This is a genomic window from Streptomyces sp. UNOB3_S3 (assembly GCF_020740895.1).
Taxonomy (GTDB): domain Bacteria; phylum Actinomycetota; class Actinomycetes; order Streptomycetales; family Streptomycetaceae; genus Streptomyces.
On sequence record NZ_JAILXP010000111.1, the window covers coordinates 1 to 19,190 of the forward strand.

A 19,190-nucleotide genomic window follows, 5' to 3' on the forward strand; every position below is an offset into this window, starting at 1 on the left:
GGCGTGGTGAACGACCCGGGGCGGGAGGCGGTGCATGGTCCGGTGCAGCCGCCACAGCTCGCCGGCCACGCGGCGCCCGTCGGCGAACGGCCGGAAGCTGGAACCCTCCTGATCGCTCCACACCACCGGGAACTCGGCCAGGCTCAGCCCCAAGGCACGGGACCGTGCGATCACCTCCAGGTCGAAGGCGAAGCCGGTGGTGGTGACATGGGCGAAGATCCGCCGCGCGGCCTCGGCCTCGAAGAACTTGAACCCGCACTGCGTGTCCTTGACCGGCCCGGAGAACCGCCGCGTCGCCAGCCGGAACCCGGCCCCACCCAACCGCCGCAGGGCCGGCTGCCGGACGGGAACACTCGCCCCGGCGCAACGACGGGAGCCGATGACGACCTGCCGGCCGTCCCGCAGAAGGGCCACCGCGTCGTCGATCGCCGTGGCGGGAGTGGCCAGGTCGGCGTCGCAGAAGCCGACCCAGCGGGCCTTGGAGGTGACCATTCCCCTGGCCACCGCGGCCCCTTTGCCACGCCGCGAGCAGCCCGTGACGGTGATGGGGATCCCGGAGGCGGCGAGCCGGTCCACGCACTCGGCCGTGCGATCGCTGCTGCCGTTGTCGACGACCCGCAACGCGGCAGTCAACGGCATGCCGCGCAAGTGGTCGGCGAGGGCGAGCACGGTGGGGGCGAGGCGCTGCTCCTCGTTGTAGGCCGGGATGACCAGTTCGAGGTCGCAGGCGGTGGTGGCCGGCGTGGGGCCGGTCCCGGGTAAGGGGACGCGGGCGGCGTCCTCACCCGGCGGGGTCGCTGCGGTGTGGGGCGTACTCATGGCTGGGGACGTCTCCTTGGGCGGTGGCTTGCGGGCGGCGCGGGAGCCGGTGGCCCGCCCTCGCGTGGGGGCGGAGCGGGCCACGTTGTCCGTCGTGCGGTTACCGGGTGGCGCTGAGCCGGACGTGGGCGAGCAACATGCCGGAGCTGCCGTCGGGGTTCGCGTCGAGTTCCCCGTCGAAGCCGGCCCGCCCGGGGTTGGCGAACCGCACGGTCACCGCCGTGACGCCCGGGGGCACCCGGAAGGGCAGCCGGCGCGCGCGCCAGCCGGGGTCGTTGAGCTTCTTGTCGGGGTCGTGGGAGGCGACGGCGCCCTTCCCGGTGTAGTACTGGACGTAGTCGTCCCAGGCCAGGACGGTCTCGGCGCCCGGCTTCCCGTATCGCGCCTCGGCCCGCAGGCAGGTGGGCCGGCGGTAGGGCTCCTCGGGGTTGGGCAGGACGTGGTAGCCGGTGTGGAACGCGAGCTCGTACGAGGCGCCGGGGGTGACGTCGACGGTCTGCTCGATGTAGCCGCAGGTGCCGTCGCCGTTGATGTCGACGACGTTCTCGCCCTTGTCGAAGGGGGGCTCCGCGTCGGCCGGGAAGTGCCCGTCGGCGTCACCGTTGATCAGATCGATGAGCCTGCCGGGCTCGCCGGTCCTCGAGGCCGCCCAGACTCCCCTGCCCTTGTACTCGCCGACGGTCCACGCGTCGAGCTTCTGGGCCTCCCGCCCGTAGAGGACGCCCTCAAGGGGGCGCCAGTCCTTGCCGGGCCGGAAGCGGACGTCGGTGAAACCACCGTTCCGGATCAGGTTCCCGGGCACGGGGTGAGGCTCGGGGGTCCCTACCTGAACGCGCAGCGGCGCGGTGGCGGTACCGATCCCCAGCCGCCCCCACAGCAGGTCCTCGGGGGCTCCGGGGAGCACCTGGACGTTGACGGAGTAGTAGCCGTCGGCCTCGTCCGATCCGTCCCCGAGATGGATGGAGTGGGTGAACTGGAGCCGCCGGTTCGCCTCGTCGTAAGGGTCGTACGCGAGCTCCTCCCGGGGCTTCTTCGGGGGGTGGTAATAGACCTTCCCGCCTTTGGGGAAAGCCGTCCCCACCGGGAACTCGACCCAGATCATTTCCTTCTTGCCGCCGATCGGCGAACTGCCGGGCGTCAGCCGGAGGTCTATCGCGAAGAACTCCTGCTGCCCTTTGGCCAGACGCGCCGGCACGGGTAATCCCTGTGCGATGACGAAGGGCATCGGTCCCACCTCTCACTTGTCCGTTCGAGCCGGGGAGGACATTACCGGTGAGCCGATAAAGAAATGCAAAACGGACCCCTCCGTTTCACTAAACGCCGCAGTATCAGGCCAGCAGACCGTACCGGACCCGGGCTTGACGATCTTGAGAATCCCGGGTCCGGTTACCGTCGCCGCCGACGCGGCGTCAAGAACGCCCTGACCAGGCATAAACGCATGTAAACGCCGCCGGATGGAAGCGGCTCAAAAATGCCGCAAATAAAGTTGAATCCGCATCGGAATCAGGGGCTGGCCGAAATTTGTTGCCGCGTTCTTCATCGATTTGGTGGATGCGTTGCGAGGCGTGCTACCAATGACCCCGCAACGCCGCTGCAGCGAATTCACCGGCGCAGCGGGCCGCATCGATTCCCGACTTCCATCGGAGGAAAAGCCATGGCACTCGCATTCAGGACCCGCGAATTCCAGCTCCGTATCAACCCGAGCGCGGACGAAGCGAAGGACACCTACGACTTCGAATTCCCGAGCGACCTCCGGGAGGACAGCAACGGCTACGTCGTCGACGCGGCGATCCAGTCGTACAAGTTTGAGAACTTCATCAACGGCAGCACGGAGGACTGGGAGATCGGCGGCGAGTCCGTCACGCTGGAGGTGAAGAACAAGGCCCGCCGCAAGGCCACGGTCACCGTGCGCGCCAACATGCGCCCGCAGGAGGCCGTCGCCCGGACGAACCCGGCCTTCCAGTTCCGCGCGACCGTCACCGTGCTCGTCATCGCGGACCTGAAGGGGTCCACCTCCTGACCGAGGTGAAGCCGTAGACCGATGAAGGCCCCACCCGGGCGACCGGTGGGGCCTTCGACGTGCCATCAGCGGGTCACGATGTCCTGTACTCACCATTGCCTCCCCAGTTCCGGAGTGTCACGGTCGATTTGTGTCCTCACCGCGGCCAGTGAGGACCTCCGACGAGGACGAGGAGCACTTGATGCAAGAGGTACGCGAGCTCGAGATCGAGGTCGTGGGCGGGGAGGAACTCCCCGAGTACGCCCTCATGGTCGACCTACCGGACGACGACTGACCCTCGCTCGATCGCCGGTGGCCGGGCCGCGCTTCGCCGACCGGGCCACCGGTGAGGCCGCGCCGCCGGGACGACGCTTCAGGAGGGTGTGTGCGGATCGAGCCGGAAGCCGGACCGGCCGCGCGTGACGAGGACCGTTTGGGCGGCCTGGTGGCCGGGGTCCTCACATCGGCGGGCTGCGCCACCGGAACGTGGCAGCGAGACGATCTGCGCTACCCGGGGATGCATGCCCTGGCCCACCACTTGCGGTCGACGGGACGGGAACCTCTGTCGGCCCCGGACCGGGAGCACGCCACAGCGCAGGTGCGCCTGGTGGTGCTCCGGTCCCGCGACAGCGCGGCCCGGGCCCGGCGCGCGGCGGAGCGTACGGGGTGGGCTGTGGACCTGGCGCCTCCCGGGGAGCGGCACTTGGAGGCGAGCGTCCTGCGGGCACTGCGGCAGGCACCGGAACCGGCCAGCGGGTCCAGCGGGTCCGGCAGGACGCGCACAGCGGCCGTCATCGACTGGGACGCCGGGCAGCGGGAGGTCCTCGAAGAGGCGTGGCGGACACTGCGCACGAGCTGGCCCCGGATGGCAGCCGAACTCGAAGTGACGCTGCGACAAGTGGTGCTCCTAGGCGGCTGGGGAATCGACGGGTTCACCGACTTCGCCGTGCACGGCGCCGTCTTCGTCAACAGCCGGCGGCTGACCGGCCGCGAGCCCGACGACGGGCCGGCCGGCCACGTCCGGCTCGCGGAGGCACTGGTGCACGAGGGCACCCACAACCGATGCGATGCGGCCGCCGCTTCCGCTCCCTTCCTCCGGGCGTCCGGCGACCGGGAACTGCTGAGCACCCCGCTGCGCCCCGACCCGCGTCCCCTGGCCGGCCTGTTCCAGCAGGTCGTGGTGCTGGCCCGCAGCGTGCTGCTGTACCGGCGGCTGCCGGACGGACCGGCAGTGCGGGCCCGCCACGCCCTCCTGCTGGACCGGGGCAGACGAGGCGCGGCGACGTTGCGCGGCAGGAGCGGGGCGCTGACCGATGCCGGCAGGGAGCTGCTGGAGCAGGCCGAAGCGGTCCTCGTAACGGATTCCATGACGGGTTCCATGGGCAGGGCAAGCAGGTCGGACAGGGCAGGCAGCGCGACCGGGCCACCGTCAGGGCTTCCCGGCTGGCCGGTCCAGACACTGCGGCCGTTCCCTGACGCGCCCTGGTTCGTGCTCGGCAGAACAGCCGCGCGCAGTAGCGCCTTCACGGCGAACGACGCGGCCGGAGGACGGCCGGTGGTCATCGGTTCGGCGGCCGGCACGGACCGGGCGGATGTCGTGCGGCGGGCCCGGGGCGAGCTGATGGAGCGGGTGCACAGCGTTCTCGCCGGGCACCGGGCGCGGGAGAGGGCCGTCGTCGCGTCGTACGCGTCGCTGCGGCGACAAGGCCGGCCCGCCCTGGACCCGTGGGCCTGGCCGGAGTTGCGGCCGCTGGCGGAGGTACGGGAGGCGACGCTGCCCTGGGTGCCGGCGGAGTCCCTGACCGGTGGCGGCCAGGTGCTCGTACCGGCGTGTGCCGTCTACCTGGCGCACCGTCCACCCGCCGGCTGTCCGGCGCCGTTGCGCCCCGGTTCCACCGGGCTCGCGGCACACCTCACGGCCGCGCGGGCACGTGAACACGCCATGCTGGAGATCCTCGAACGCGACCTGTTCTGGCACGCCTGGTACGACGACGCGCCCCGCCGGACGCCGCCGGGACCGGCGCCGCTCGGCGAGGAGCTGCGGCGGGTGCTGGCCGCACTGGGCCTGCGGGAACAGTGCCTCATGCTGCCCGGTCCGGACGGTACCGCGTGCGTGGTGGCATGTCTGCACGCGGGCGACGGCACACGACAGAGCTTCGGTGCCCGCGCCACCGCAAGCGACCCGGCGTCGGCCGCGGTCTCCGCCGTCCGCGAGGCGCTGATGGTGCGCTGGAGCATGGGCACCGCGAGCGCCGCCGCCGTATGGGACCGGATGCGGGAGCACGGTCCACCGCGGCTGCCGAGCGGCCCGTTGGAACACGCCCTGCACGCCTTCCACCGCCAGGACAGCCTCACCGTTCTCCTGCGTGGAGCGAACGCGGCGCCGCCCTGGCCGACAGCGGTTCGGGCTCCGGCGGCGGGGGCGCTGCCGCGTCTGCTGGCCGAGCGGACCGGTGAGGACGTCGTCGAAGTGGACTCCTCCGCTCCCGGCGCGGGGTACGGCGAGCCGGTGGTGGTGCGCGTGGTCGCCCCCGGTGCCCGGCGGCTGCCCACGAAGGAACCGGGCCCGGCGACGTTGCCCGGCGGAACGGCCCGGCAGCGCCTTCCACACCCGCTCGGCTGACCGTAGACGGCCCCGTGCGCCCGCCTTCTTCCCTGACCTCCTCCCCCTTGAGCCCCTTGGAGAAGCCTGTGTCCGCATCCCCGGAGGCCCCCGAACCCCCCGCGTTCGCCACGACCGCCTCGTACACACGGCGGTTCGCCGAGCGCTACGACAGCTGGTTCGGCAAGGAGTCGCTGACCGCCGACACCGTCAATTTCATCGCCCGGCTCGCCGGCTCCGGGACCGCGCTGGAACTGGGTGTGGGCACCGGCCGGATAGCGCTGCCGCTGGCCCGGCGCGGCGTCCGGGTCGAGGGGGTCGACGCGTCGCCGGAGATGGTGGCGCGGCTGGCGGCCAAGCCCGGCGGTGACCGGATCCCGGTGACCATCGGCGACTTCACCCGGCTGCCGGCGGAGGGGCGGACGGTGGACGTGGTCTTCGTCGCCGGTGGCACCTTCTTCGAACTGCCCTCCCAGGAGGACCAGTCGCGCTGCTTCCGCCATGCGGCGGGGCTGATCGGCGCCGACGGCGCCTTCGTCCTGGACGCGATCGTTCCCGAGGTCCTGGTCGGTGCGGAGTGGTCGGGCGGCCGCGTGGTGCCCAACCAGGGCGAGGATCTGGTCGTGCGCCACCGCCGGTTCGACCGCGCCGCTCAGCGGTACCACTCGCACTACGTGATCACACCGGGCGACGGGAGCGACGACGTGCACCTCCACGTCTCCTTCCGCTACGCGGGGATCGGCGAGCTGGACCTGATGGCCCGGGCAGCCGGGCTGGAGCTGCGGGAGCGGTACGGGAGTTGGGGCGGGGCGCCGTTCCGGGACGGCTGCCCCTATCACGTATCCGTCTACCGGGCCGCTCGCTGAACGGGGCCGGGCCGTGCCTGCCTGGACCGCCACCGTGCTGACCGCCGCGGCCGTGGCGCTGCTGGCCGCCTTCGTCGTGTGGGGCGTACGGATCTCACCGAACCGCCCGTTCTCCTGGGGCATGTACTCCGGTTCGTCCAAGGGTTACCTGTGGTCCGGTCCCGACGACGCCACCGTACTGCCGCCGCACCGGCTGCTGATCGCCCCCTCGGGCCACTACCTCACCGTTCCGGACCTGCGGAACCTGCTCGCCGAGGCCGGCTTCGGCATGCCGTTGCGCGGCCTGATCGTCGGCTCCGACGGCGGCTGGCAGGTGGAGTACGACCCCGTCCGGCACCGCCTGCGGCTGGCCCGGCTGCCCGCCGGACAGGAACTGCGCATCCTGGCCGACGCCCTGCGTACGGCACCGTGAGTACCGCTGCGAGCACGTCCGTGAGTACCGCCCTGCCCGGCGCCGGGCTGTTGCTCGCCCTCGGCATGGTGTGGCACGCCGGCATCGTCATCGCCGACGCCCGCACCGTCGCCCGGCGCTACCCGGGCGGACGGGTCTACCGCGTCGGCCACGGCTGGACGTCGTCCGCCGCGTTCGCCGCCTACCGCCGGCTCGCGTACGCCATGCTCGCGGCGGGAGCGGCCCTGGCGGCGGCGTGCGTCGGCGCACGGCTCGCCCCGGGGCGCGGTACGGCCACGGCTCTCGGCGGATGCGCCGCGGCCGTCCTGGTCCTGATCTTCGCCAACCGGCGGTACGGCGGCGTCCGGTACGCCGGGACGTGCCTGGCGCTCCTCGCGGGTTGCCTGACCGTGGCCGGCGCGGCCCTGGCCGTGGGCGGACAGGCCTGGACGGCGGCGGCCGGAGCGCTCGCCTCCTTCTTCGCCGCACAGCTGTATCTGGTCGCCGGCCTGCGCAAAGTGCGATCACGGCACTTCATGAACGGCGGCGTCCTCATCGACAACCTGGCCTACAACGCCGCACAGGCCGCCGCCGGCAACCACGACTTCCTGCCCTGGCCGCGGCAGGCGGCGCTGAGCGAGCTGCTCACCCGGCCCGCGCCGCGCGCCGTCTGTCGCGCCGTCTCCGTGGCCACGGCCCTCGGCGAACTCCTCCTCGGACTCGCCGTGCTCGGCCTCCTCCCCGCGCCCGCGACCCTCGCCCTCGCCGTCCTGTTGCACGCGGGCTTCCTCCTCATCAGCCCGCTGCGCATCGTGCCGTTCGCGGTGGCCGCGACGGGGCTGGTCCTCCTCGCCACGTCCCATCCGATGCTGTTGTCGGCGCTGCTGTGACGTGACGTCCGCCGGCGAGCACGCCGGGGTGGCCTGCGTCACGCCGTGCCGCGTACCAGGAGGACGGGTCGCGGTCGGTCTTCATCCGAGGGGTTGTGCGGGCGGGGGCTCCTCCGAGCGTTCGTTTGAGTGTTCGTAGCGGAAGGGGTGGTTTCGCCTGTCGCCCTGACGCCAGAGGGTACTGAGGGCCCGGTTGGCGGCGCGTTCCTCGTCCAGGTCCGCGGGCAGGGGGCAGGTGGAGGGCGGTGAGCAGGTCGAAGCGGTGGAGGTCGAAGGCGGCGGCCACGGACTCCCCGTAGTCGATCGCGGCGTGCACGGCGGCCGTGTAGGCGATACGGGCGGCGGCGAGGAGCGCGGCCGCGAGGAGCAGCCACCAGCCGGAGCGCCAGAGCAGCCAGACGGACAGCGGGGCGCAGAGGGCGGCGGTGACGCTGAGCCGGGCGGCCGCGTCCATGGTGGTGCGGCGTTCGGCCACCGCCGCCCGGACCGGGTCGCTGAGCAGGGGTTCGAGCCGGGTCCAGACCACGACGGCGTCGAGCTCGTACCGCCGTCCGGCCCGGGCCTCGGCGGCGGTGAGAGCGTTGCCGAGGGCGGTGGGCCGGAGGAGGTCCTCGCGGACGGGGAAACGGGCGCGCTGCCACTCGCCGCGCTCGCCCATGCGTTGCGCCCGGCTCCGGGCGGATTCGGGCGGATTCGGGCGGCGGCGGATCCGTGACGAGCTGGGGGCCGACCGGGCCTCGGCGGCGCTTCTGCCGGGCGATGCACCAGGAGCTCAGCCACGCCGGCCGACGCGGCCAGTAGCCCTCCAGCAAGCGGACGAGCGGCAGTTGGAGCGGCATCGTGACCAGGCCGATCAGGAGGACCGCCAGAAGAAGCAACAGGACCTCACCGGCCGGGAGGTGCCCTGCCGTGTTCCAGGCCCGCGCGAACCGTACGGGGCCGGGGGCGCCCGCCCAGCGCAGGGTGAGCAGAAAGGCCGCCGCCGCGGTCGGGACGACCGACACGAGGACGAACCGGCCGGTGAGAGCCGAGGTGACGGGCTTGGCGAGGACTTCCGGGTTCACGGGCGTCCGGCCTTCGGCACCGGGGCGGGCGCGGTCATCGTTCGACCGGTCATCGTTCGACCCGTACGAGGGGGCCGTGCCCGGCGTCCCGGGCGCACAGCGGCGGTTCGTCGTCCAGGTGCGTGAGGATCTGGAGGCCGGGAGGACACTGCGAGCAGGTGAAGTAGAGCAGCTCGTAGCCGGTGGCGAAGCCGGGCAGAGGACCCCCGGTGTCGCCGTCCGAGCGGAACACCGGCTCGCCGGGATCGTCGACGGCGTCACGCGGGACGAGCCCGATGGTGGCGCCGTCGGCGACCAGGGAGACGACGTCGATGGCCGGGTCCCGTGCGAAGAGCGCGGTGAGCGATGCGCGGAGCTCTCCGCGCAGGGGCGGGTCGGCGGGGTCGATACGCAGGACGGCGGGAGCCCGGGTGCCGGGCTCGGCGCCCGGATCGATCAATGCGCGGTAACGATGCCGCAGTTCGTCCAGGGGCACTGTTCGGTTCCTTGTCCGGTGAAAGGGACGGCGAAAGGGGCGGGGCGCGTGCCCAGGCGTCCGCCGACTCCTCCCCTTCGGTGCCGATGGCATGCATCGCCTCCGTACGGGCGACCAGCTCCAGGGCCTTGGCCACCTCGTGGTCCTTGAGCTGGTGGGCGGAGAGGCGCTGGAGCCGGTCTTCGTCGTCCTCGTCCGCGGCGCGCGGATCGGCATGGGGAGTCGTTGTTCCCAGGCGGGGCGCTATCCAGTCCCTCTGCTGCCGCCCCCTGGCGACCAGTTCCCCGAGCGGCAGGTCCTCCCCGGTCTCCAGCGCCCGCGCCCGGGCCTCGGCCAACTGCGCCGTGCGCTGAAGTCCGGCGGCGGTCTCCTGGATCTGCCGGTCGTCGGGGGCGAGGGCGGCCAGTTCGTCGACGCGTGCGAGGAATTCCCCGCAGGCAGTCCGTACGGCCGCCGGATTCCTGTCCTCCAGCATCTGCTCGGTCTTGCTGGTCAAGGAGACCGCCGCCTCCCAGAGAGCCGCGGTGATCCATTGTCTGCGGTTCAACCGGCCGGTCAGGTCCCCCTCGGCGGGGGCTGCGGGCGGTACGAGTGCCGGGGCGTCGGACGCGTCGGCGGCGAGCACCACTTCCTGCCGGGAATCCCATTCCGCGTTCCGCTGGTAGCGCGCTTCGAGGGCTTCCTTGAGACCGCCGCGGGCGTTGGCGAGCGTAATCGCGCGTTCCGCGGCGTCCTCCTCCGAATCGGTGGCCACCGGGAGCCCTACGCCCTCGATGACGGAACGGTAGAAGTCGACCGGCTCGTCGAAGGCCGCCGGGTCCGGTGACCGGCTCGCCGCCATGGTTTTGGCCTTGCCGAGTTCCCGTGCGGCCCGCGCGTGTTCCACGGAGCCGGGCGGCGCGCAGCGGTACGCGTTCCCGGCGGCGGTGGCATGCTCGGAGAAGAAGTACGCGTCACCGGTGTGCGCGAACAGGGGGAACAGGTACCAGGACAACTGCAGCCAGGCGACCGATCGCCCAGCGGCATCATGCTGCTGGGCGACCTCCAGCCGGCTGTGCCGCCACAGTTCGTCCCGGATCGCGGGATCCTCCGGACACGCGAGCAGCAACTGCCCCAGCGCTCCGGTATGCGTATGGAACACCGTCAGGCGGTCGGTGTCGTCGTCCTCCAGCACGGCCAGCGCGCGACGTCCCGCCTCCACCGCTTTCAGGCACGTGTCGAAGGGCAGCGGGCGTATCCCGGAGAAGAAGGAGTCCTGCCCGTGACTCAGGGCCACCCCGATGAGGTGCATCTGGAAGAGCGACAGGACCTGTGCCTCCCATGGATGCCCTTCCGGGATCGCGGTGACAGCATCCTCAGATGCCCGCAACGCCTCTTCGGAGCTGATACTGCCGACCGCGACCGCCATGCCCCCGAGGCTGCGGACCGCGCGTACCCGGGCCGCGAACCCCAGCCAGTGGCTCCCCGGCAGCCGCACGGCGACCCACCGTGCCAGCCCGGCCGAGACGGAGTGGTCCGGCGGGTCCGCCCGCAGGATCCTCCGGGACCGGACGTGCGCGGCGACCTCCCGCCGTACCCCTCCCCAGCCGAGCCCGTCACGGATGAACTCCGCCGCCCGGGCGAGCCCTTGCCCGCGGTCTTCCGCCAAGGCCGACAGCCCGTCCACGGTGAACCGCTCGCGCCGCGCGGACCGCAACGGTTCCGGCAGCAGCTCGGGCGCGCAGCGGAACGTCATCTCCAGCCACTCGGCGGCGAACCGCAGCTCCTCGTGGTCCCCGTCGTCCAGAGCGCGGCACCACGCGAGGAGCCCCAGCAGCTGGACGTTCACGACGTCGCCCCAGCGCCCGAGCTCGGTGTCGGCGAGCAGCGCCGTGCGAGCCGACTCCATGGTCGCGTCCCGTAAGAGAAGCGGCTGCGGAGCCTCCCCCCTCGCCCCCGCGAAGTCGCGCAGGCACTCGACGAACTCCCTCTGAGGAGAGGGTAATTCGCTGTCGAACTCTCTTCCGGTCATGGAGTGATGATGAGGCATCGGGGCGCCTCGTGGGCCGAACACCGCCCCGTCGTCCACGACTCGCTCCCACAAGCGCCGTATCCGCGAACGGATCGCGTTCCCCGCCGTTGACGCCGGCATCCTGGCAAGATGCGGCTGCCCCCGCGACAGCCGGCAGCATCAGCGCCGACGGGCGCTACGACGATGCACGGTCGGGACAGCATGGGTGGGGGCGGCCGCATCTTGCCACACAGGGGCCAGGGGGACGTGGAGCCGATTGGCCTGATGATTTCCGTTGGAAGCAACGGGGGGCACAATCGCGCGCTCCGGAGTCGCTGAAGCACCCGTTGGCATCTGCACGGCATTTACATCCTTCAACTGCATGCCGAAATCCGCAGGCGCTGCGTCACATATGCCCTGGCCTGCACACTCGGAGAGGAAAAGATCAACCAGGCCTGAACACCCGGGGACACCTCGAACGGCAGTCCACAAGGTCAAGTTCCTGCGCCGGCCTCCCCGGAGGCCACAGAGCACTGCCGGGCGAACCCTCTGACCGATTCCGTGCCGCTTTCTGAGACGGCAGGTTCCCCACTGACACCCCGAAACATCCACGGGTAGTTTGGCGGGACCCGGAAATCGCACAACACCGAACGGGAAAACATCACTTTCAGGGCAGCCATGGCTTCGTCGAACCGGATCGAGCTGAGGAGAAGCCGATGGGGAATCCGTCCAGGTGGCGCTACGTCGTGTTGGAAGGCGAGGCGAGAGCGCGCGGCGTGGCACACGGTGAGGCGCTGGCCGACCGGATCGTGGAGTCGTTGGAGCGTGCCGACTTCATGTCCAGGCAGGACACCGGCCTGCCGTTCACGTTCTTCGTCTCGAAGGTGCACGAGGCGTTCGACCTCAAGAATCTGCACGAAGAGGTCCAGCATGAGCTGGAGGGCATCGTCGAGGGCTGTCACAACAGCGGGAAGGCCGAGGTCACGTTCGACCGGCTTGTCGCGCTCAACGGTGCGGAGGAGCTGATCGACTCCTGGTGGCCGTGGCACCTGGAGAAGCACCACAAACGTGGCGCGCGGAAGCGCCGGGAGGCCCGGCCGCGGTGCTCGGCGTTCATGGCGATCGGTTCGGCGACCACCGACGGCCGGATCGTGGCCGCGCACAACTCGTGGGACCGGTTCGCCAGCGGCGACGCCTACAACGTGGTCCTGGACATCAGGCCACCCGCGGGCAAGGGGCACCGGGTGCTGATGCAGGCCGCGCCGGGCTGGGTGTCCTCGAACACGGACTGGATGCTCACCGACGCCGGCCTGGTCGTGCTGGAGACCACGATCGGGTCGTTCGACGGCGAGTACATTCCGGACGGCAAACCCGAGTTCGTGCGGTCCCGCGTCGCCTCCCAGTTCGCCGACTCCATCACGGACTGGACATCCCTGTTCGCCGAGAACAACAACGCGGGCTACGTCAACACCTGGTTGTTGGGCGGCCCGTCCGGGCGACACGACGGCGAGACCGCGATCGCCTGCTACGAGCTGGGCAGCGACCCGAAGCTGAAGCACCTGGAGTTCAAGACCGACGGATACTTCGCCGGCTGCAACATCGCGCAGTCCCAGGAGATCCGGCTGCGTGAGTGCAAAGACCCGATGCAGCACTACGACATCCGGGGCAACGGAGCGCGGCGTATCACCCTCGACCGGCTCATCAAGCAGGAGAAGGTGGACCTGGACCGCGCCAAAGCAATCATCTCCGACCACACCGACGTCTACACCGATGACAAGGACACCGGCAGCTCCCGCTCGGTGTGCGGGCACCTCGACCGCGACGACGGCAAGTACGGCAACCACGGCCAGCCGCCGTTCTTCCCGTGGGGCGCCAACGACGGCAAGGTCTACCACGCCGGCACCGGCCCCACGGACCTGACGTTCCAGGGAATCTGGGGCAACTCCTGCGGCCAGGAGTTCAACCCGGACACCTTCTGCGACAAAAACCCGCAGTACGAGGAATTCCGCGGCCACATGAACCACCGCCCGCCCGGCGCGACCTGGGAGACCTTCCCGCCCGGCGCGACCTGGGAGACCTTCCCGCCCGGCACATAGCCGGCACCACCGGCCAGGCACCGCGACGAGCCCCGCAGGCGCGGCCACGACGGCCGACAGCGCGGGAATCCCATCGACGACAGGAGCTTGACGATGACCACCGCGTTCGCCTCGACCACGGTGATCGACGAACTCAGGGAAAAACTGGACCAGGACAAGGTCCTGCACGACTTGCTGACGGATTCGCTCAAGCAGGCGTGCACGAATGCGAAGGGTAAGCTCAAAGGCGAGTTGTTCGAAGCGTTGGAATGGCCGCAGGACGTCCCCGGCTACCTCGACTACCTGGACACATTCTCCAGGTGGGCGCCACGGCAGGACCCCGGCGACGCCTGGTCCGACGACAAGAACGGGCAGCAGGAGGTCTACGACCGGCTGTGCCACTTCTACTACCTCGTCGACCAGAAGATCGACGGCAAGATCTTGCAGAACGATCCGTGGTTCAAGGGCTGGCTGGTTCGATACGCCAAGGCGTGGGGGAGCTTCCTCGACACGACGGCGTCGTTCAGCGAAGAACAACTCGACTCGTTCCACCTCGCGCCGCGCTACCGCGTCGAGGACTCGATGGTCGGCGGCAAGCCCAACGAGCCGAGCGGCTGGCTCACCTTCAACCAGTTCTTCGCCCGCGAGCTCAACCCCGGTCTGCGGCCGATCGCCGACCCGGAGCTCAACACCACGGTGACCATGCCCGCCGACTGCAGCTACAAGCAGATGTACCCCATCGACGACCACTCCATCGTCCACCCGACCGACGGTCCACTACGGCTCAAGCTCACTCACGAAGTGACCTCGATCCCGCAACTCCTCAGCGATCGAAGCAAGTACGGCAAAAAGTTCGCGGGCGGCACGTTCGTGCACTACTTCCTCGCTCCGTACTCGTACCACCGCTTCCACACCCCCGTGGCCGGGCAGGTGAAGGAGTGCTTCCCCATCCACGGAAACGTGTACCTGGACGTCGACATCAGCAATGAAGGGCAGTTCGACGCCCCGGACAGCAGCGTCGGCGGCTACGAATTCACCCAGGCACGCGGAGTCATCGTGATCGACACCACCGGCTCCCGGTACGGTGACGTCGGGCTGGTCGCGGTCATCCCGGTGGGCATGGCACAGGTCTCGTCGGTCCACATGACGATGAACATCTCGGATGCCCAGATACCGAAGGGCGAAGAGTTCGGCTACTTCCTCTTCGGCGGCTCCGACATCATCCTCCTGTTCCAGAAAGGCCGCGCGCCGGAAATCAACACGGACGGCGGGTACCGCCTCTACGGCACTTCGGTCGCCGAACCCCCGCCCCTGACAGAGCTCTAGCCCGATCATCCATGAGGGTCCGTCATCTTGTTGACGGACCCTTGTGGTGAGCGTCGACGCCACCGCCGGACCTCCCTGCGCCAGGCGGTGCGGGACGGTCACCAAGGTCGTCAGTGCAGCGTCGTCCTGCGGAACGCCGCGAGGCCGGCCGACTGATCGTCGACGCGATCGGCGGGTATGCCGGCGGCGAGTACGTACAGGGCGACATGGTCGATGCCGTCGATACCCAGGCGCCTCTCCACGGCCGTGTCGTCGAACGCCGCGGTCTGGAACGGGCCCAGCCCCAGGGCGGTGGCGGTCAGGGCGAAGGTCTGGCCGAGGTGACCGGCGTTGAGCAGGCTGACCCGGTAGGCGCGCGGATGGCGGTACTTGACCCTCATGCGCCGGAGCACCGCCGTGGCGAAGACCACGAACGCGGCTTCGCCGACGCCGGGCTGATCGGCGCACAACCGTGACGCTTCGGCTCGGGAGAAGCCTTCGGCGATGAGCTCCAGGCTGTGTTCGCGAACGTTGTAGTGGTAGACACCCGCGTCCACTCCCTCCACAGCGGCCACGCCGAGGTACGCCTCGATCTCCTGCCGTGCGCCACCTGCCGCGCCGGTACGGCGCTGGCGGCTGCTCCCGGTTCGGTCCAGTCATCGAAGGCGGTCAGCACTTCGGCAGCCGCCGGGTCGATGTGGACAGGATCGCTCTGTGGGTAGGCATGGATGACGAAGGAGCCCTGGTGCCAGCAGCACGCCATACACCGCAGCCGGCGCAGCCGCATAGCCCTCCTTGCCGGATGTACTGCCGAACGGATGCGGAGCCGGTTTCCCACCGGCCCCGCCGAGTGCCTACTTGTTGCCCCATCCCAAGGTCCGGCGATCGCCCCGCTCCAGCGGAACGGGCCCGAGTTCGACATCGCGCATCTCCGTCACCTCCTCCCCTCACGACAGGCATCGGCGTCCAAAGGGCGTCCTACCTGCCGCCGTATCCACTGGTGCGACGGTCTTCCCTGACCAGCGGGGCAGTCTTGAGCGCAATGACACGCACGGGATTCACCTCCTCCGCGTCCCGCACACAGAAATGCTCTTCACCGGCGTACGGGTTCCCGGGGTTGGTCGGGGATCAGGAGTCGGTCCGGGTCAGTGGATGCCGTGGATACAGAAGGGTTGCCCGGAGGGATCGAGGAGGACGGTCCAGTGCTGACCCCCGGGCTGGTGGGCGGGCTTGGTGGCGCCCATCTTCAGCAGTTGCCGCTCTGCCGCTGTGACATCGGGGAAGGAGAGGTCCATGTGGAAGGGCAGTTCCTCCTCGGGCCAGGCGGGCGCGGTGCCGTTCAGGAGGCCGCTGGGGCTGTCGGTGTTCGTGGTCATGGTCAGCGGACGACCTTGACGCCGAAGTGGGTGCCGAAGCCGAGGGCGAAGCCGATGGCGGAGTGCATGTGCGCGTACATCTCCATGCCGCGGGCGCAGACGAGGGGGCCGAGGTCGAGGACGTCGGTCCAGCCGTAGGCCTTGAGCAGGTCGGTGGCCTGCTGCTTGGCTTCGGTGTCCTCGCCCGCGACGAACATGGTGTGGTCCCCGCCGCCGATGGCTTTGGGGTCGACGACGGTGGTCTGTTCCTGGGTGACGAAGGACTTGACGACCTTGGTGCGCGGCAGGGCGCGCTGGATCCGTTCGCCGAGGCTGTCGGTGTCGACCGGTTCCAGCTTCGGCATGATCCCCCACGGGGTCGGCCAGGGGTGCTCGACGTCCGGGTTGTAGACGTACGGCACGGCGTAGTCGATCAGCGTCTTGCCGGCGAGATCGTCGGCGATGGCGGACAGGGCCGCGACGGCGTTGTGGCCGTCGATGCCGTTGATCACCAGGCCGTCGGAGGCGGCCGCGGCGTCGCCGAACGTGTGCAGTTCGACGCCGGGGTGCCCGGCGAGGAAGTCCTTGAACGGCGGGGTGCCCATCATGTCGGGCTCGGTGCGGGCCAGCGTGGCCTGCGGGTCGCGGGTGCCGAGTGTACCTCGTGGCCGAGTTCGGTGAGCTTGGCGATGTGGGCGCGGGCCCCGCCACCGGTACCGAGAACAGTAATTTTCATGGGAAACCTCCCGTTTTGCTCCGTGCGGACAGGTCCACCGTAGGGGCATTTCAGGACAGAGGGTGTCCTCTGATCGCGGCATCATGGGATTCATGACGAGCGACATGACCGCCCGGATGCTGCGGCTGCTGTCCCTGTTGCAGACCCGCCGGGAATGGTCCGGCGCCGATCTCGCCGGACGCCTCGGCGTGACCGTCCGCACCGTCCGCCGCGACATCGACCGGCTGCGCGAGCTGGGCTACCCCGTCGACAGCGCTCGCGGGCACGCCGGTGGCTACCGTCTGGCCTCCGGCACCGACCTGCCGCCCCTCCTCCTCGACGACGACGAGGCCGTCGCCATCACCGTCGCCCTGCGGACCGCCACCGGCAGTGGGCTGACCGGCATCGAGGAGAGCGCGCTACGGGCCCTGGCCAAGCTGGAGCAGGTCCTTCCGCAGCGGCTGCGCGGACAGGTCACCGCCCTCCAGTCCGCCCTCGCCGGCATCGTCTGGGAGGACCGGGGGCCGCGCGCCGATCCGGCGCTCCTGGCCACCCTCGCCGTGGCCTGCCGCGACCACGAGATCGTCACCTTCGACTACACCGCCCGCCACGGCACCACCACCCCGCGCCGGGCGGAGCCCTGCCACCTGGTCGACTCCGGCGGCCTGTGGTACCTCCTGGCACACGACTCCGAACGGGACGACTGGCGCCTCTTCCGTCTCGATCGCATCGCCGACGTCACCCCCACCGGCCGGCGCGTCCCGCCGCGTCCCGTGCCCGGCGGCGACCCCGCCGCGTTCGTGGCCGGCCGTCTCTCCTCGGCCCCCACCCGCTACCGCGCCGTCGCCACCGTCCATGCCCCCGCCGGCCACGTCCGCGCCCACACCCCGGGCCTCGCCACCCGCCTGAAGCCCATCGACGACACCACCTGCCGCGTCGACGCCTCCGACGACCACCTGCCCCGCATCGCCCGGACCCTCGCCGGCCTCGACACCGACTACACCCTCGACGCCGACCCCGCCGTCCTCGACCACCTCCGCCGCACCGCCCACCGCACCCTGGGCGCCACCCGGTGGACGTGACGGCGGTCCTGGTCGCCATGGCGGAGGCCAGGATCGCTCAGGGACGTTCTGACCACGGGCGTCACAGGCCGGAGCGCCCGGTCTGGTGCGTGGACCGCCTGCACAGCTCTTGGAGAGTTGGCCCTTCCCCAAGGCCGGGCCTCGGTGATCACCTTGGGCGGCGTCAGGAGGAAGGTGTCGGCCCTTCCAGCTGGTCGCTGATCCACTGCATGGGGCCGGCCATGTTGCGGCCGTAGGTGGCGCCGTTGTGGGTGCCGCCGGGTATCTCCCAGAGCTTGGTGTGGACGGGCCCCTTGCCGTACGTGGTCATGAATGTCCTGACGTCGGTCATGGTCCGCGGGTTCTCCTTGGTGCCGACCTGGAAGGCGAGGCAGACGTCCGGTCCCTCGGTCGCCGCGAGTTTCCTGGCCAGTACCTGCGGGTTGTTCTCGCGCATCTCCTGCTCGTGGCCCTTCCACAGCGGGGAGTCGGGGACGATGTCGAGGCCGTTGGCGATGGCGGCCTTGAACTTGTCCGGGTGCTTGAGCACGGCCTTCAGGCTCGCGAAGCCGCCGGTGGAGGAGCCCATGAAGCCCCAGCCCGCACGGTCCTTGATCGTGCGGAAGTTGGCCTTCATCAGGTCGGGGACGTCCTCGGTCAGCCAGGTGCCCATCTTCGGCCGGCCGGGGATGTCACTGCCGTCCCAGTAGATGCCCTTGGTGTGCGTGCCGTCGCTCATGGTGTTGACGTTCTTGAACTCGGCCCTGGGGCCGGTGGACAGCAGGGTGCGGGAGTCGACGGGAACCGGCGCCTTCCCGTCGGCGGGGCCGTCGGCCCGGTCGTAGGTGACCGGATCACCCTTGTCCGTGAAGGGCGGGATCTCGTAGTGGCTCATCACCGGCCAGGCGATGCGGGCGAGGCGATGGCCGAGCCCGGCGGTCAGGCGTTGCCGCCCGGCGCGTGCGGCTGGAGGATCTCGTGCACGGTGCCGGAGTCGTCGCGCAGGGCCGCGGAGATACCCCACGGCATCGGCTGCGGCTCCCGGACGAAGGCCACGCCCCGCGCGGACAGTTCCTTGTAGGCCGCGTGGCAGTCCTCGACGGTGAACGTGCAGCCGACGAGCACCCCCTTGGCCAGCAGCGCCTTCAGCTGCTCCGCGGACTCCGCGTCCATCATCGGCGGCCCCGGGACCATCAGGGTGAGCTGCACCTCCGGCTGGTTCTCGGCACCGACGGTGAGCCAGCGCATGGCCTCGCCGAACGGCACGTCGGCGCGCACCTCCAGGCCGAGCTTCTCGGTGAAGAACGCCTTGGCCGCGTCCTGGTCCAGCGTCCCACGGCCGACCCCACCGTCCTCGCGACCCTGGCCGCCGCGTGCCGCGACCACGAGATCGTCACCTTCACCTACCGCACCGGCAAGGGCGACACCGGACCGCACCGAGCCGAACCGCACGCCCTGGTCGCCGCCGCGCCGGTCTGGTACCTCGTCGGCTACGACACCGACCTCGACGAATGGCGCCTGTACCGCGTCGACCGGCTCACCGACCCCACCCCCACCGGCCACCGCGCCACCACTCCACGCGC

At 70.5% G+C, this 19,190-nt stretch carries 18 protein-coding genes and 1 pseudogene; 9 read left to right on the top strand and 10 right to left on the bottom strand.

Annotation, left to right across the window (positions count from 1 at the left end):
* Both K6I33_RS14615 and K6I33_RS14620 read right to left on the bottom strand, forming a co-directional pair.
* Positions 1 to 819: glycosyltransferase (locus K6I33_RS14615; protein ID WP_229351869.1), on the bottom strand; the 819-nt coding region annotated here is incomplete at its 3' end.
* 100 nt (positions 820 to 919) lie between these two features.
* Positions 920 to 2,044, bottom strand: a complete 1,125-nt coding sequence (locus K6I33_RS14620) for a hypothetical protein (protein WP_229351873.1) — start codon at positions 2,042 to 2,044, stop codon at positions 920 to 922.
* Between the two features lie 429 nt (positions 2,045 to 2,473).
* Here K6I33_RS14620 and K6I33_RS14625 point away from each other — a divergent pair, with 429 nt between their 5' ends.
* From K6I33_RS14625 to K6I33_RS14645, 5 genes are all read left to right on the top strand, one after another.
* Positions 2,474 to 2,839, top strand: a complete 366-nt coding sequence (locus tag K6I33_RS14625; RefSeq protein WP_229351876.1) for a hypothetical protein — start codon at positions 2,474 to 2,476, stop codon at positions 2,837 to 2,839.
* A 364-nt stretch (positions 2,840 to 3,203) separates the two neighbouring features.
* On the top strand, positions 3,204 to 5,441 hold the full coding sequence (locus K6I33_RS14630; RefSeq protein ID WP_229351879.1) for a YcaO-like family protein: 2,238 nt from the start codon (positions 3,204 to 3,206) through the stop codon (positions 5,439 to 5,441).
* Positions 5,442 to 5,509: 68 nt separating this feature from the next.
* On the top strand, positions 5,510 to 6,286 hold the full coding sequence (locus tag K6I33_RS14635; RefSeq protein WP_229351881.1) for a class I SAM-dependent methyltransferase: 777 nt from the start codon (positions 5,510 to 5,512) through the stop codon (positions 6,284 to 6,286).
* A gap of 13 nt (positions 6,287 to 6,299) precedes the next feature.
* Entirely contained in the window at positions 6,300 to 6,698 is a 399-nt protein-coding gene (locus K6I33_RS14640) for a hypothetical protein (RefSeq protein ID WP_229351883.1), read from the top strand.
* A gap of 20 nt (positions 6,699 to 6,718) precedes the next feature.
* Complete coding sequence (locus K6I33_RS14645) at positions 6,719 to 7,567, top strand: hypothetical protein (RefSeq protein ID WP_229351885.1); 849 nt, start codon at positions 6,719 to 6,721, stop codon at positions 7,565 to 7,567.
* Here the strand turns inward: K6I33_RS14645 and K6I33_RS14650 are convergent.
* The 3 genes from K6I33_RS14650 to K6I33_RS14660 all read right to left on the bottom strand — a co-directional run bounded on the left by K6I33_RS14650 (position 7,473) and on the right by K6I33_RS14660 (position 11,117).
* The gene (locus K6I33_RS14650) at positions 7,473 to 8,225 is read right to left on the bottom strand and encodes a hypothetical protein (RefSeq protein WP_229351887.1); all 753 of its coding nucleotides are present in this window, start codon (positions 8,223 to 8,225) and stop codon (positions 7,473 to 7,475) included. The genes K6I33_RS14645 and K6I33_RS14650 overlap by 95 nt on opposite strands.
* A 455-nt stretch (positions 8,226 to 8,680) precedes the next feature.
* Positions 8,681 to 8,863 (bottom strand): hypothetical protein, encoded by a 183-nt coding sequence (locus tag K6I33_RS14655; protein ID WP_229351889.1) that lies wholly within the window; start codon positions 8,861 to 8,863, stop codon positions 8,681 to 8,683.
* A gap of 25 nt (positions 8,864 to 8,888) precedes the next feature.
* Positions 8,889 to 11,117, bottom strand: coding sequence for a hypothetical protein (locus tag K6I33_RS14660; RefSeq protein WP_229351891.1), 2,229 nt, complete (start codon positions 11,115 to 11,117; stop codon positions 8,889 to 8,891).
* A 695-nt stretch (positions 11,118 to 11,812) separates the two neighbouring features.
* On the opposite strand from K6I33_RS14660, the gene K6I33_RS14665 reads away from it, so the two are divergent.
* Both K6I33_RS14665 and K6I33_RS14670 read left to right on the top strand, forming a co-directional pair.
* Entirely contained in the window at positions 11,813 to 13,192 is a 1,380-nt protein-coding gene (locus K6I33_RS14665) for a C45 family autoproteolytic acyltransferase/hydolase (RefSeq protein ID WP_229351894.1), read from the top strand.
* Positions 13,193 to 13,285: 93 nt separating this feature from the next.
* Positions 13,286 to 14,497, top strand: coding sequence for a phosphatidylserine decarboxylase (locus K6I33_RS14670; RefSeq protein WP_229351897.1), 1,212 nt, complete (start codon positions 13,286 to 13,288; stop codon positions 14,495 to 14,497).
* A 110-nt stretch (positions 14,498 to 14,607) separates the two neighbouring features.
* Here the strand turns inward: K6I33_RS14670 and K6I33_RS14675 are convergent, their stop codons facing one another.
* The 3 genes and pseudogenes from K6I33_RS14675 to K6I33_RS14685 all read right to left on the bottom strand — a co-directional run bounded on the left by K6I33_RS14675 (position 14,608) and on the right by K6I33_RS14685 (position 16,567).
* Positions 14,608 to 15,132, bottom strand: coding sequence for a SagB/ThcOx family dehydrogenase (locus K6I33_RS14675; RefSeq protein WP_238491601.1), 525 nt, complete (start codon positions 15,130 to 15,132; stop codon positions 14,608 to 14,610).
* Between the two features lie 489 nt (positions 15,133 to 15,621).
* Complete coding sequence (locus tag K6I33_RS14680) at positions 15,622 to 15,852, bottom strand: VOC family protein (protein ID WP_229351900.1); 231 nt, start codon at positions 15,850 to 15,852, stop codon at positions 15,622 to 15,624.
* Positions 15,853 to 15,854: 2 nt separating this feature from the next.
* Positions 15,855 to 16,567, bottom strand: a pseudogene (locus K6I33_RS14685) (NADPH-dependent F420 reductase).
* 92 nt (positions 16,568 to 16,659) lie between these two features.
* Here K6I33_RS14685 and K6I33_RS14690 point away from each other — a divergent pair.
* Positions 16,660 to 17,628 (top strand): YafY family protein, encoded by a 969-nt coding sequence (locus tag K6I33_RS14690; protein ID WP_229351902.1) that lies wholly within the window; start codon positions 16,660 to 16,662, stop codon positions 17,626 to 17,628.
* A 163-nt stretch (positions 17,629 to 17,791) separates the two neighbouring features.
* On the opposite strand, the gene K6I33_RS14695 is transcribed toward K6I33_RS14690, so the two are convergent.
* Positions 17,792 to 18,502 (bottom strand): esterase family protein, encoded by a 711-nt coding sequence (locus K6I33_RS14695; protein ID WP_229351903.1) that lies wholly within the window; start codon positions 18,500 to 18,502, stop codon positions 17,792 to 17,794.
* 44 nt (positions 18,503 to 18,546) lie between these two features.
* On the bottom strand, positions 18,547 to 19,059 hold the full coding sequence (locus K6I33_RS14700; protein WP_308297161.1) for a VOC family protein: 513 nt from the start codon (positions 19,057 to 19,059) through the stop codon (positions 18,547 to 18,549).
* Between K6I33_RS14700 and K6I33_RS14705 the strand changes: the two genes are divergently transcribed.
* The coding region (locus K6I33_RS14705; protein ID WP_229351907.1) for a YafY family protein at positions 18,997 to 19,190 on the top strand (194 nt) is incomplete at its 3' end. The genes K6I33_RS14700 and K6I33_RS14705 overlap by 63 nt on opposite strands.

Coding starts and splice junctions, on each gene's coding strand:
- K6I33_RS14690 (WP_229351902.1), top strand. CDS start 16,660: ATGACGAGCGACATGACCGCCCGGATGCTGCGGCTGCTGTCCCTGTTG.
- K6I33_RS14650 (WP_229351887.1), bottom strand. CDS start 8,225: ATGGGCGAGCGCGGCGAGTGGCAGCGCGCCCGTTTCCCCGTCCGCGAG.
- K6I33_RS14625 (WP_229351876.1), top strand. CDS start 2,474: ATGGCACTCGCATTCAGGACCCGCGAATTCCAGCTCCGTATCAACCCG.
- K6I33_RS14695 (WP_229351903.1), bottom strand. CDS start 18,502: ATGAGCCACTACGAGATCCCGCCCTTCACGGACAAGGGTGATCCGGTC.
- K6I33_RS14670 (WP_229351897.1), top strand. CDS start 13,286: ATGACCACCGCGTTCGCCTCGACCACGGTGATCGACGAACTCAGGGAA.
- K6I33_RS14620 (WP_229351873.1), bottom strand. CDS start 2,044: ATGCCCTTCGTCATCGCACAGGGATTACCCGTGCCGGCGCGTCTGGCC.
- K6I33_RS14665 (WP_229351894.1), top strand. CDS start 11,813: ATGGGGAATCCGTCCAGGTGGCGCTACGTCGTGTTGGAAGGCGAGGCG.
- K6I33_RS14660 (WP_229351891.1), bottom strand. CDS start 11,117: ATGACCGGAAGAGAGTTCGACAGCGAATTACCCTCTCCTCAGAGGGAG.
- K6I33_RS14680 (WP_229351900.1), bottom strand. CDS start 15,852: ATGACCACGAACACCGACAGCCCCAGCGGCCTCCTGAACGGCACCGCG.